This is a genomic window from Bacillus sp. SRB3LM, assembly GCF_015712745.1.
Taxonomy (GTDB): domain Bacteria; phylum Bacillota; class Bacilli; order Bacillales; family Bacillaceae_G; genus Bacillus_A; species Bacillus_A thuringiensis_K.
Genome location: NZ_VWVQ01000067.1, coordinates 173,220 through 186,605 on the forward strand (window position 1 = coordinate 173,220; position 13,386 = coordinate 186,605).

Genomic DNA, 13,386 nt, shown 5'->3' on the forward strand with positions numbered 1-13,386 from the left:
CTCACCGTTTTAAACTTGACGCTCCATAATCTTGTATAGTTACATTTATATGATATTTAATCGGTACCTTACTAAATGTTCGATCCCAATCTTTTTTGACTTCCTCCCATGTTCTCGGGTGTTTAATTCTTAATTGGTTGCCAAAACCCGCAATATCGACTTGATATTCTTTTTGTATTTTTTTTGTAACATGATGTACTAAGTGCTTTACTTCATTTTCAATAGCTTTTTCTTCCCTTTTTAAAAATTCATTTTCAAAATCTTTTCCTGGTTGCACCCAATTTTCAGACAAACGTCCTTCTGATTCAATGTTTACATCAAAGGAAATATTATTTCCGTTAACATGTGGTATGATTTTGCTTTTTATTGACTTTATTTCGTATATAATGAGTTTCTTTGATTCTTTATCAAAAGTTTTTATCACACCACCATTCCTTTTTCCGTTTATCCATACTACTCCTTCCAATTCCTGTTCATTTAAAAAGCCCATCAATTTTTTTGTCTTCCCTTTAATTACAGCAGCTCCTGCAAATTTTGTTTCCCCATTCATCGAGATTACATTTTGCAAAAGAAAACTGGACCCTGACCGCATCTTTCCTTCTAATTTAGCGAGCGATACAGGAGCCAAAATCCTTGTTGTTCTATTTCTATTATCTGCAATTCCAGACAAACGAAATGCTGGGATTTCTCCTTTTTTGTTTGATTCCAGTACCTCCTTCGCTAGCCCCTTGCTAATTAAGATCATAGAGCTCAGCCGAACTTCATTGTCACGGAGATACTGTTCAAGTAATTGTTCTAAACTGTATGTACGTACAAGACTATCACTAATAACAATGTTTTTTAAATGCGGGCTGAACATTTCGCTCTCTCTTTTCAATGAAAGCTCCCGAACAATTTGATGAATGGAATCACCGGTCTCAGAAACATTTATATACCGTTTTTGTTGTCCGTTTCCTTTACTTTGTGCTTGCGAACTAACAATTTGATAAGTAGCTGTTATAAGATTTCTTTTAGGATATCCTCCTTCCTCATCCTCTTTCTCAATTGTTGAATCCTTCCCTTTATCTAGTGCTATACCTGCAGTTAAACTCAACTCTTCTACTTCTTTACTGCTCCAACATCCTGTTAAAAATAGGAGCACAAGCATCGATAACAAAGCCAAATAGAACCGCATATAATTAAATTTCGTTTTCACACTATTCCTCCTTTTAATCGCTTAATAATAAGAAGGAGCAGTGGCAGTAAACCAAATAAAAATATAGCAGCATTACCGAGCATATCCCCCAATTTAAGCAAATGATTTATATTTTTCGAAGTCATAGCAATGATGTAAATGATTGGAATCAAAGCAAAAATAAATGGATGAATACTCTTTTTAAAGAGTTGGGCTAATCCTAATGCAGCTGCATAGTAACTAATTGTATAGGTAGCAAATATTTGCATAATCCATATTACAAGTAGTAAAGATTCAAAACGTTCAAATATCAAACCAGAAATTTCAAAACTGCGCATAAGGTCAATTGTCGGCCATGTTCTTGTTACAACCCCATCAATTGATAATGCACCGATGACCATTACAACAGTTATTACATAAAAGATTAACGGAATAGAAATTCCAACTAAAATAGCTTTTACTGCTTTATTTCGTTGTTCCATAAACACCAAAAGAATTAACATAATTTCAGGACCTGTATATGCGAGAGACGTTGTTTTTATCCCATCTAACACTGGTTTAATCCCAAAACCCAATACGGGACGGAGATTATCTATCTCAAATATTCCGATACTCATAAAGGAAATGACTAAAAAAATAAAAACAGTAATAGGGAATATTATTTCAAACATCCGTGCAATTGAGTTAATACCACCCATAATCAAATAAAGACCTATCCACATAAAAGGCATAATAATAGCCCATGTAGGAGTTCCTTCGAGCAAGAAAAAGCTTATTACTTCTGCCATTGAACGAATTTGAAAAGCTGAGGTTGTAAGAAAATAACCTACAATAAGAAAACTAAGCAACCTGCCTATCCATTTCCCTACAATTTCTTGACTGTATTGATAAAAGGTTTTTTCTGGGAATCCTTGACTTAATTTGACCATGATTACTCCTGAAACCATTGCGAGTATTCCACCTAATATCACACTTAGCCATACATCTGGTGTTTTCACTTTTTCCACAGATGCTCTGGGCAGAGTGAGGATTCCTGTTCCAAGTATGTAATTTACAATAATAACAACTGCTTGCGAAGTTGTTATTCGGTCTTGGGATTTAGTAATCACTGAAGGCCACTTCCTTTCGTCATCAGCTACTTTTTGCGGATAGTTTTTTTAGTATGCATTATTTTTGGTCTACGTCTCATTATTTTTAATGGCATGCGAACCATAAAATCTTTCCAGTCACTAAATCGATACGGAACAGCAGGGCTAGTATAAGGAACGCCAAAACTTTTCAGTTTCACTAAATGACTGCAAAGTAAAAGAAAGAAGAGAATAACTCCATACAATCCAAATATCGCAGCACAAAACATAGCTACAAAACGAAGAATGCGTAACGTAATTCCCACACTATATTGTGGGATAGTAAAAGAAGAAATAGCTGTTACCGCAACAACGATAACCATTATTGGGCTAACGATTCCTGCTTCTACGGCAGCCTGACCAATTATTAGACCGCCCACAATTCCCATTGCAGGTCCAATCGGTTTAGGCAGACGTAAACCTGCTTCTCGTAAAACTTCGATGGCTACTTCCATAATCAACGCTTCGATTAAAGCGGGAAAAGGAACTCCTTCTCGCGATCCGATAATAGAAATAGCTAGCTTGGTGGGAATTAATCCTGGATGAAATGAAATAAAAGAAATATACAGTGCTGGAGCAAATAATGAAACAAACGCTGTCATGAAGCGTAATAAGCGGAGAAGCGTACCAGGAAGCCACCTTTCATAATAATCTTCTGGTGATTGCAGCAGCATACTAAATGTAACTGGAGCAATTAAAACAAATGGTGTTCCATCTAACAAAATAGCTACTCGGCCTTCCATCAAAGCACTAATAACACGATCAGGTCGTTCTGTATTTTGAATCTGCGGGAAAGGACTGAGATAATTATCTTCAATGAGTTGCTCTATATAACCAGATTCGAGTACACTGTCTATGTCAATTTTCTGAATTCTGTTTTTTATTTCTTCCACCAATTCTGTACTAGCAAGATCTTTAATAAATGCGACAACTAATTCTTTCTTTGCACGTTCTCCTACTGGTAGCTTTACTAATGATAAGTTCTCATCTGCACAATGCCGTCGCAAAAGTGAGGTATTATCACTTAATACTTCAGTAAAACCAACCCGTGGCCCTCTGACTAATGCCTCTGATACTGGTTCTTCCATGTTTCGTTTATTTGCTTTTGTTGTACCAAGAATAAACACATCTGCTAAACCATCAATTAAAAGAGCTGTTGAACCTATCAATACTTTGGATATCACATCTTTTATGTAATGGACTTCTGCTACTTCACTAATTGTAAGAACTTTATTTTTAATATATTCTTTTGAAACAGTCCCCTCCACATAAGAAGATTCATTTTTATATTCGTCAGAAAAATCATCCATTAGTAATTTCATAATATGTTTGTCAATGATCTCTTTATCTGATAGACCATCAACAAAAATGATCCCAGCTTGAATATCTGTGCGTCCAATATTAAACTTCCGAAAGCGAACATCAGAATTATGTCCGATCTGTTGCTTTATAAGTTCTAAGTTAGAGGCAAAATCGTTTGTGAAATGAACGGTTGCATTTTGAGAAGGTTTATACTCTTGTTTCGTTTTACTTTGAATATTATTTTTCTTCACTTGTTTGTCTCTGGACTTCCACCAACTCATTCTTCCCACTCTTTCTCTGTCATACGAACCCAATGAAAAAATCTTGAGATAGTATACGGAATTAAAAACAAAATAAAAGCTTGTACAAAGACTTTCCAATCTGGAAAATAAGAAGTAATTATGTTCCACATGTTTATCACCCAATTTATATACTCTGTTAGGATTGAAATTTCTAAAGAACGATATGTACTTAATAAAAAATAACGATAAGATTAAAGAGCAGAAAAGCGAGACATTATACTTATTTAGTACCAATAACCTAGTTAGTATAAAAACATTTCTGACCTAAAATACCATTTTTAATTATAATTTGTTAAATATTATCTCCTATTCCTTCATTTGTATGCCTGCATTTGAATTTCAAATAATATAAGTATGAATGATATTTTCTCTAAAAGAAAAAAAGATGCTAGAAGATAGCATCTTTTTTTAAATTCAACTTACTATGTAGTTATATTTTATTTTGGAAATACTCGTTTTTAAATGAATATTAATGTGTAAGAAATACATATTCTTTTGTTCCAAGTTAGTACATTTCTACCAAATCGATACGGAATTTTCTGATTTTAAAAATGATATGAAAGAAAGGAAAATACTCTCTTAGAAAAACTATATAAAACAAATAACATGAAAACAACTATCAATCTATTAATTGAAAATGATAATGAGCAAGAGTTTATCATCTTAATTCCAAGTGTATTCGTTTTGCTTCAAAATAAAGAACTTGAATGAATTTTTTCGTATCAATACGAGCAGGTACTGTTGGTTCATTATTCAATTCTGTCATCTTTCTCCTTACGGTAGTAAAATCAAAAAATCTAGAAGCATAATTTTCGAACTTCGGGTTTAAAAAATCAGTAAGTCCAAGAGATGCTAAATGGTTTAATGATTGATAAATTGCTCTCCGAATCCGTTGTTTGGAAGCTTCTATGAACCTTTTTAATTCGGTATCTTCAGCTGAATCCCCAAGTTTTTTTTGAGCTAAATTCATAAAAATCTCTTTTAGTGAGGGAAAACCTTGTTCCAACGTGTTATCTTGTTCATATTTATATAAATAATCTAGCATATCCATTAAATCTTTACTTCCATTTTCACTGGCTATTCCTAATTCCGACAAAAGAAAATGAATGGAATTTTGAAAATGATTAAAAGTATTTAAATGTTTTTCATTACGGTATTTTTCTTGCGCACTTGAATTACTATCCAATTTTAGTACCGTATTAAGCGATTCTTGAATGTTTTTTATCGATTTTTCCAAACGAATTCTTTCAATGACTTTCCGGACAACTGTTAATACTTCAATCCGGTTAATTGGCTTAATAATATAGTATTCAACGCCAAGCGAATAAGCTTCAGCAATTAATTCTTTTGATTCTACTTGAGAGACCATGATGATTTTCCCTTTAAACGAAGGCTTTATTTGACGAATTGTTTTTATTCCATCTTGAATGGGCATTAACAAATCAATAAATAAAATGTCTATATTTTTAAGGATCGGCATGTATTGCTCTAAAGATAAACCATCCTCAGCTTCTCCTATAACCTCTCCAAGATCTTCATCCTCGATAATTTGAGCCAACATTGAACGAACCGCTTTTTCATCATCTACTATATAAAAATACATAGAATCACCCTTTCGAAATTATATGATCAATCCCTAATCTAATTATAAAAATTGATCCTCTTCCTTCGGTTCTGTCCTCAAGCGTAACATCACCTTCAAGTTGTTCGACCATTTCTTTAACATACGATAGTCCGATGCCTGTCGATGGATTGCCTAAACCATCATATTTAGAAGTAAAACCAGGCTCAAAAATTGAATCTTTATATTTTGAAGAAATACCTGGACCGTTATCTCCTATTCGAAATTCAACGAAATGATGGTCTTTATTAATGTCAATTATAATAGTTCCCATACTTTGGATAGCCTCTACAGCGTTTGTCACGATATTATTTACAATAGATAGGATTGTATAAATATGATAATGAGGATGCACACCATCAATTTTATATACAAATTGGATGTCTTTCTCTAGCAACCGTGCATATTTCGTATTTGCCCGTATAATGATGTTTACTAGTTCATGTACAGACATATAATCTGTAAAACTTTCATCAGAAATTAGTTTTGAAAGTCCCGCAAAAATACGTTGATTATCCTTTTTAACGTCATGCACCTCACCAGCAATTTGTAATGCCTGTTGCCTTAAATCCTGAAACTGAAAATCCATCTGTTTATGCTCAAAAGAGTCTAAGGTTTTATATAAATCATAGGATTTTTTTGTTATATTCTCAGTATCTTGTAATGTTTTTTTTAAATGAACAGCATCTTCATATAAATTAGAAATGAGCATAAACATATGTTCATTTTGTTTCTTTATGTGTCTCTCCCTTGATTGCGCTTCATACAATTTCATCATATTGAAAAAGCTTAGAACTATAAAACTATGGGAACATGCGATAACAACGATCTCATTTATTGCCTCGGATGTGATCGATGTTTTTAATACGAAATATTGAATCATTAATTCCACACAGTCTGACAATATTTCAATAACGCAACCAATCAAACCGATCATTAGTGGTTGATGATAAAAACGTTTAATTTTTGCTAAATGAAAGAGATACGAATACGTAAAATAAAAGAAAAAACTAGGATAGTGAGTATGAAAAGCGGCTAACCAATCCATATTTCCCTTTATTATTACATCCATTGACATACGAAATACTACAACGACTATTGCTGTTAAAAAACCCGGTAAAAATGCTGGAACTCGTCGAAACAATAACAAAAAAAAGAAAAATGTCGGTGCACCAAAGCTCATTCTAAATGTTTCGTTTAAGGGAAATGACTTTATTTCACCTACTAAGGGTACTGTAAGTATCATTAAAACAAGAATATAGATGTCTTTTTTTACTAAATTACTAAGATTCAAAATAATCACTTCCCACTTTCGCCTAACAGTCAGTATACAAACCTATTTGTATTAATACAACACTTACTCTATTTTTTTCAAAAACTAATAAATAAGATATAAACGAAAGTATTACAGATTGTGAGTATTCATTACAGTCTTCTACTTTAGAAAGATACTTTATAACTCAAAAATGTTCAGACACAATATATGGCCTGAACACTTTTGGACTCGCTCTAACACCAAAATATTTGTGCTCCTTTTTAAAATATACTCAAATCCCATTCTTTTGCAATATGTTCTAACAACATAACTCCTGGTAAACTATTCCCATATTCATCAATGGCTGGTCCGTAAATACCAATACCACATCCATCTTGAAACGATAAATCCTTCCTAGATTTTGAGGGAACAAGTGTCATAATTCCGCCGGATACCCCACTCTTAGCTGGTAATCCAATAAAAGCAGCAAATTTCCCGGAAGCATTGTACATTCCACAAGTAAGCATTAAAGCTTTTGTTAACCTAGCTACTTCTTTAGGGAGCACTTGTTCTTTGCGAATAGGATGATATCCATCATGTGCTAGTATAAGCCCTATTAAGGCAATATCTTCTGTATTTATTTCAATTGAACATTGTTTTAGGTAAACCTCTAGTGTCTCCTCCACATCTGATTCTAGAAAACCATTCTCCTTTAAATAGTATGCTAAAGCTCTATTACGATGAGCCGTTTCCCATTCTGATTGAAATACTATTTCATTAATAGCAGGACGCTTCTCTATCATTTTTTCAATTAATACGTATAGAGATTCTAATTTTTCTTTCACCGATATCCCTGGCAAAAGTGAAGCTATCGTAATCGCTCCAGCATTAATCATAGGATTAAAAGGTTTTCCTGGTTTATGTATCTCTAAACGAATAATCGAATTGAAGGCATCTCCAGTTGGCTCTACGTCAACTCGTTCTAATACATAAGAAATACCACGACTTAAACAAACGGCTATAAACCCGATTACTTTTGATATACTTTGTAATGTGAAAGGTACCTCCCAATCTCCTGACTTTATCATTGTTCCATCTGGCTTTACTATACAAATCCCTAACTGCGATACATTTATTTCCCCCAGAGCGGGAATATAACTGGCGCTTCGTCCCTTAGCTGCATACGTTCGATAATGAGCTACCCATTGATCTAAGCAAACTTTTTCTTGACCCTCAATTTGAACGATAGAATCCTTTATCATTTAACAATATTCCCCCGTACTATTAACTTTATATAGAATAATTTTTTCTTTAATATCATCAATAATATTTGCACTAGAACCAAGAAAGATATTCAGACACATTGCAGTCTGAATATCTTTCTTATTACACACTTTTCTTTTTTGAAGTTTCCTCATAACTATCCCAACATTCAACATTTTCAAGTCCTTTAATGCTTTCTTTATAAAAAACAGGATCTTTACCAGTTTTTTTCTGGTTTATATAATCTTGTAACGCCGCAAATGCTACTTTTGAAAGTAAGGTAATAGCAATTAAATTAATAATAACCATAAATCCCATAAATAAGTCCGCTAAATCCCATACAATTTGAACCTTTGCAACAGAACCAAATACAATCATAGCCAACACACTTATTCTGTATGTCATTAACCACACTTTACTTGTATGTAAGAAGCGAATATTTGTTTCACCATAATAATAGTTGCCAATTAACGCACCAAATCCAAATAAAAAGACAAAGATAGCAAGACAACCCGATGCCCAAGAACCGATGTGTTCACTTAATGCTGCTTGTGTAAGTGCAATACCATTTAACCCCGGTTGTTTATATGCATCAGACAGCAAAATAATAAAGGCAGTACTAGTACAAATGATCAGTGTATCGGTTAATACACCAAATGCTTGAATCAGTCCTTGTTTCACCGGATGACTTGTTGTTGCTGTTGCAGCAACGTTTGGTGCACTTCCCATACCAGCTTCATTTGAAAATAAACCACGTTTAACTCCATTCATAAGTGCTGCACCAATTGAACCTCCTGCTATTTGTTTAAAACCAAATGCGTTTTGAACAATAAGAGAAAGAACTTCCGGCATTTTTGATATGTTGGTAACTACAACAAATAATGCAACTCCAATGTATAATACCGCTAAAAATACCACCTTGTATTCAGCCATTTTTGCAATACGTTGTACACCACCAAAGATAATCGCGGCGAAAGCAATGGCCATGATTATCCCAACTGTTAAACGATCTGTACCAAATGAATTTTGAAAAGCAATTGTAACTGTATTTGATTGTACTGAATTGAATACAAGACCGAAAGTAATTGTAATTAAAATAGAGAATAATACTCCCATCCAACGTTTATTTAACCCTTTTTCCATATAATAGGATGGCCCACCGCGGAAACCAGTTTTATCTTTTACTTTATATATCTGTGCTAATGTGCTTTCAACAAAACTGGATGCCGAGCTAATAATAGAAATAATCCACATCCAAAATACAGCTCCAGGACCTCCTAATGCAATCGCAATCGCAATTCCTGTAATATTCCCTGTTCCAACGCGAGCTGCCATACCAATACAAAACGCTTGAAAAGGAGAGATTTGATCTTTAGAACCACTTTTTCCCTCCATTAATACACGGACCATCTCTTTTAACATTCGAAACTGTACAAAATTCAATTTAAATGTAAAATAAATTCCGCAAATAACAAGCATAATAATTAACAATTTAGACCATAAAAAATCATTTGTTGATCCGACTAACTCTACAAAAAATCTTTCCATATTATCACTCCATACCAAAAATTTATCTATCATAATCTATATAAAATCACCTATATTCCGTGGCATAAATACCTCATTCATATTGAAATACAACAAGGATAAAAATTTTCTATATGAATAGAATTGGCCTGTTTAAGCAAACATCGCAACATGCACCTAAAAACCCAAATTTTCAAAAAATTATCGATTATACACACGATGCTCTATCCCTTTCTGCAAAACTAATATTCTTATCCACTATTGTTGTTGTACTATTACGTTTGTTTCGTTTACCGGTGATTTACATTTAAATCATAATAATCAATAGTGATTAAGTGGTTTTTTGTTAATTTTCTCAAGAACATGGAAATATCTCCTTTCTCACTACTAATCTCAAAAATAGGCTAGATAAAAACTTCACGAAAAATCTATAAAGCGCTTTCAATCTTCAACTAAGAGAAGCTTGTCTTTAATTTATAATTAAAAGTACAGAATGTTACGAAAAAGTACAGATTTTTATAAAAACAAAAAAATATTTTAAGATTTTTCATCTAAAAAACAGTGAGATTTTGTGAATTTTATACAGTATCCAAACATCGCGGATGCTGTTCTACCTAACCTTTGACAAGCCTCTATTTTCTTCATAAAAACATGCATATTTTTTCTCTTTTAGAAGTTCATATAAAGTATTTGAAATCAAGAATCAACGGGATATTATAAGAATATTTAAAAAATAAAATATTTAATTTATTTATGGTATCATACAAAAAACATTTGTTTTCTCAATTAATCCCCCTAGTTTGATTCGTCTATATTGACATATTTGCAACATGAAAGACACTAAGAAAAAAAGGATTTTGTTGAAGGGATGAAACATTACAAAACTCTTATTTAGGACCTTATGACATCCTCTTTTCTAGCAATATCGAGTTATCCCAAAAAACGTATATTTACTAACATAGATTACAGGTGGTGTATTGTGAAAGAAATAGTATTCGTTCAAAATAAAAAAAGACTCCTTATGAAATTCGAATTTTTAAAAAAGGATTTAGTACTTACCATTTCACTGATACTAGCAATTGTAAGCTGCTTCATACATTCGCCAAAGGTCGAATATATTAACTTTGAAGTGTTAATTAGCTTATTTAATCTAATGGTGGCCATTAAGGCCTTGGAACAACTAAAGATATTAGACAAACTTGCCGTTGCGATTTTAAATAAATGCAATAACAGCAGGTCAATATCTATTATTCTAATTTTGTTATGCTTTATTTGCTCCATGTTTGTAACAAATGATGTTGCTCTCCTCACTTTTGTACCAATAACACTTGTCATTAGTAAAAAAACACAAATGAACATGATGGATACAATCATCCTGCAGACAATTGCGGCAAACATCGGTAGTAGCTTGATGCCTATGGGAAACCCACAAAATTTATATCTATATTCTTACTATGGAATTAAGCTCATCCCATTTTTAGGTTCAATCCTGCTTTTAGCTGTACTTGGAATTAGTTTGTTGTTTATATTTACTCAAAAACTTCAAAAAACAGATTTAAAAATAGAACTACCTGTTATTACCGTGAAGAATCGAAAAAAAGCTACCATCTGGATTTTGATACTTATCACTATCATTGCATCTATTTTTGGTTTCATTAATTATTACATTGCGCTAATAGTTACATTGATGGCAGCTTTTACGTTAGATAGAAACTTACTATTAAAGATTGATTACTTTCTTCTAATAACCTTTGTCTGTTTTTTTATTTTTATTGGAAACATTTCTCATTCTGATGCGCTGGGGACCTTTGCTCGCGCTAATTTAAGAGGAGATACTTCAGTCTTCTTTAGTTCCATATTTTTGAGTCAATTGATTAGCAATTTTCCTACTTCAATTCTTCTATCAAACTTTACTTCTGATTGGAAAGCTTTATTACTAGGAGTAAATATTGGAGGGCTTGGAACAATTATCGCATCTTTAGCCAGTGTAATCTCCTATAAACTATTCATTCAGGCCAATGTTAAAGAGAGTAAGGCGTATTTAATTAAATTTAGCATTTACAACTTTTCATTTTTAATCATACTTACATGTATACAATACTTTATTTTTAAATTTCTATAACTTTAAAAAGTGATTACTACTAGAATAATAAAAACCAAAACTTTCTCAACATTAAATTGAGAAAGTTTTGGTTTTTAAAGTAAATAATACTTACAATTAGCATTATAAGCAAGATCCACCCCTTACATCAATTAACTCACCAGTTATCCAACGACTGTCTGATGATGAAAGAAAACCTCTAAAAACTATTTGATAATCTTTTAGAATCTAACTTTCTTATAATACTCTTTGCTATTTCTTCAATATTTTCATTTAGAAAGAAATGATTACCTTCAAAAGAATGAAGAGTACACGTTCTACTTGTATATTGCTCCCATTTTATTACTTGATCATATGTAGTAAATTCATCATTTTCCCCATTAAATATAAGAAAATCAATATCACATGGTTGTATATTATTGTCATGAATATATGTCTCGACAATTTTAAAATCTGCTCTTAGAATTGGGAGAAAAATCTCCATTAATTCTTCTGATTGAAGTACCCCGGATGGTGTACCTCCCATTGCAATAACTTCTCTTTTAAATTGCTCATTAGAAAGATTATGTCGGATATTTTTTATTTTACTATTTGGATGATTTCTACCGGACAAAACAAGAAATTCAGGCGATACGTTTTTAGAATCTTTTATTTTTCTTGCTACTTCATAGGCAATCAAACTTCCCATGCTATGCCCGAATAGAATGTAGGGCGAATCATCTATCTGCATAACTATTTTATTGTAGACATCATTTACTGCCTCTTCCATACTTTGGTACAAGTTTTCTTCAATTCTATATCCTCTACCAGCTAACTCTATCGGGACTACCTCAATATATGGATTAAAGTGATTTTTCCATTTTGCGTAACTAAACGCAGATCCCCCAGCATGTGGAAAGCAAAAAAGTTTAGTCTTCTGCATTGATTTTCTCCTTACTTTCAAATTTGTATATATTTTGGCAAATTGCATAAATGTCTTTAATTATTATCTCTTGCGGAAATTCATCCCTTGTTGCACAAGCAGATATCTTATAATTTGGCTCAATGTTATATTGTCTAAAGTAAAAGTTTTGAGGTATATACTTATATGAAATTAAAGTTGGTGACTCTTTTTTTATAGAGAATGAATTTAACGGGATATAAAGCCCTTTTCCAATCGTTTTTATATAACTTTCTTTTAATGTCCATAAATCATAAAAATAATTAATTTGTTCATCAGAATTTATATTAGATATATCATAAAATTCTTCCTCTGAAAAAAATTCATTTGCTAATTTAAGAGCCTCTATCTCTGAAACCTTTTCTATATCAATACCCACATTAAAATTAGCAGTAGTACAAACCACCCATTCTCCTGAATGTGACAGATTAAAATGAAAGTCAGAAAAATTTTCAACAAAAGGTTTTCCATACTCATTATATATAAATCTAATTTCTTCATTATTAATTTTATACTTTTGGCAGATTAGAGATCGGATTAGTAAATCCCCTATCAAAGTTCTATTAATGTCGCATGAGTTTAATAAACGCTTCATTCGTTCTTTCTTCTCATTTGAAACCAAGTTACTAAGTTGCTTAAACAAATGACTTTCAATATTCTTTGGTATTTTCACAGCTTGAATGTGTATGATAAATCACTTCCTTTTTTTAAAGGATGGCTTCATATATGTGCGTTACATAAATTCAAATTAACTTTATTAAATTGCAAATACAA

General features: G+C 32.3%; 11 protein-coding genes and 1 pseudogene. 1 reads left to right on the forward strand and 11 read right to left on the reverse strand.

Annotated features, from left to right (window positions below):
- Nucleotide 1: 1 nt before the first annotated feature.
- From F3I02_RS20675 to F3I02_RS20705, 8 genes are all read right to left on the reverse strand, one after another.
- The gene (locus F3I02_RS20675) at nt 2-1,195 is read right to left on the reverse strand and encodes a Ger(x)C family spore germination protein (RefSeq protein WP_000850038.1); all 1,194 of its coding nucleotides are present in this window, start codon (nt 1,193-1,195) and stop codon (nt 2-4) included.
- Nucleotides 1,192-2,283: a spore germination protein gene (locus F3I02_RS20680; RefSeq protein WP_131251322.1), complete on the reverse strand. Its 1,092-nt coding sequence runs from the start codon at nt 2,281-2,283 to the stop codon at nt 1,192-1,194. Before F3I02_RS20680 ends, F3I02_RS20675 begins: the two co-directional genes overlap by 4 nt.
- A 26-nt stretch (nt 2,284-2,309) precedes the next feature.
- Entirely contained in the window at nt 2,310-3,884 is a 1,575-nt protein-coding gene (locus F3I02_RS20685) for a spore germination protein (RefSeq protein ID WP_000119240.1), read from the reverse strand.
- Nucleotides 3,881-4,015 (reverse strand): hypothetical protein, encoded by a 135-nt coding sequence (locus F3I02_RS34465; RefSeq protein WP_000267086.1) that lies wholly within the window; start codon nt 4,013-4,015, stop codon nt 3,881-3,883. Before F3I02_RS34465 ends, F3I02_RS20685 begins: the two co-directional genes overlap by 4 nt.
- A gap of 548 nt (nt 4,016-4,563) precedes the next feature.
- A complete protein-coding gene (locus tag F3I02_RS20690) occupies nt 4,564-5,508 on the reverse strand; it encodes a response regulator (RefSeq protein WP_000274091.1) in 945 nt (314 codons plus the stop codon).
- 4 nt (nt 5,509-5,512) lie between these two features.
- A complete protein-coding gene (locus F3I02_RS20695; RefSeq protein WP_196478350.1) occupies nt 5,513-6,829 on the reverse strand; it encodes an ATP-binding protein in 1,317 nt (438 codons plus the stop codon).
- A gap of 233 nt (nt 6,830-7,062) precedes the next feature.
- Nucleotides 7,063-8,043: a glutaminase GlsA gene (glsA, locus tag F3I02_RS20700; RefSeq protein WP_000588633.1), complete on the reverse strand. Its 981-nt coding sequence runs from the start codon at nt 8,041-8,043 to the stop codon at nt 7,063-7,065.
- Between the two features lie 124 nt (nt 8,044-8,167).
- Nucleotides 8,168-9,592, reverse strand: coding sequence for an alanine/glycine:cation symporter family protein (locus tag F3I02_RS20705; protein ID WP_000439288.1), 1,425 nt, complete (start codon nt 9,590-9,592; stop codon nt 8,168-8,170).
- Nucleotides 9,593-10,550: 958 nt separating this feature from the next.
- Between F3I02_RS20705 and F3I02_RS20710 the strand changes: the two genes are divergently transcribed.
- Nucleotides 10,551-11,693 (forward strand): anion transporter, encoded by a 1,143-nt coding sequence (locus F3I02_RS20710; RefSeq protein WP_000659270.1) that lies wholly within the window; start codon nt 10,551-10,553, stop codon nt 11,691-11,693.
- 102 nt (nt 11,694-11,795) lie between these two features.
- Here the strand turns inward: F3I02_RS20710 and F3I02_RS35000 are convergent.
- From F3I02_RS35000 to F3I02_RS20720, 3 genes and pseudogenes are all read right to left on the reverse strand, one after another.
- A pseudogene (locus F3I02_RS35000) lies at nt 11,796-11,870 on the reverse strand (short-chain dehydrogenase); the annotation flags it as partial.
- Nucleotide 11,871: 1 nt separating this feature from the next.
- Nucleotides 11,872-12,594 carry a thioesterase II family protein gene (locus tag F3I02_RS20715; RefSeq protein WP_001172939.1) on the reverse strand — a complete coding sequence of 241 codons (723 nt, stop codon included), beginning with the start codon at nt 12,592-12,594 and terminating at the stop codon, nt 11,872-11,874.
- Nucleotides 12,581-13,285 carry a 4'-phosphopantetheinyl transferase family protein gene (locus F3I02_RS20720; protein WP_061884170.1) on the reverse strand — a complete coding sequence of 235 codons (705 nt, stop codon included), beginning with the start codon at nt 13,283-13,285 and terminating at the stop codon, nt 12,581-12,583. Before F3I02_RS20720 ends, F3I02_RS20715 begins: the two co-directional genes overlap by 14 nt.
- Nucleotides 13,286-13,386: the final 101 nt, after the last annotated feature.

What these genes read in the sequence shown, in the direction of transcription:
- F3I02_RS20715 (WP_001172939.1), bottom strand. Translation starts at nt 12,594, where the DNA reads ATGCAGAAGACTAAACTTTTTTGCTTTCCACATGCTGGGGGATCTGCG.
- F3I02_RS20685 (WP_000119240.1), bottom strand. Translation starts at nt 3,884, where the DNA reads ATGAGTTGGTGGAAGTCCAGAGACAAACAAGTGAAGAAAAATAATATT.
- F3I02_RS34465 (WP_000267086.1), bottom strand. Translation starts at nt 4,015, where the DNA reads ATGTGGAACATAATTACTTCTTATTTTCCAGATTGGAAAGTCTTTGTA.
- glsA (WP_000588633.1), bottom strand. Translation starts at nt 8,043, where the DNA reads ATGATAAAGGATTCTATCGTTCAAATTGAGGGTCAAGAAAAAGTTTGC.
- F3I02_RS20690 (WP_000274091.1), bottom strand. Translation starts at nt 5,508, where the DNA reads ATGTATTTTTATATAGTAGATGATGAAAAAGCGGTTCGTTCAATGTTG.
- F3I02_RS20705 (WP_000439288.1), bottom strand. Translation starts at nt 9,592, where the DNA reads ATGGAAAGATTTTTTGTAGAGTTAGTCGGATCAACAAATGATTTTTTA.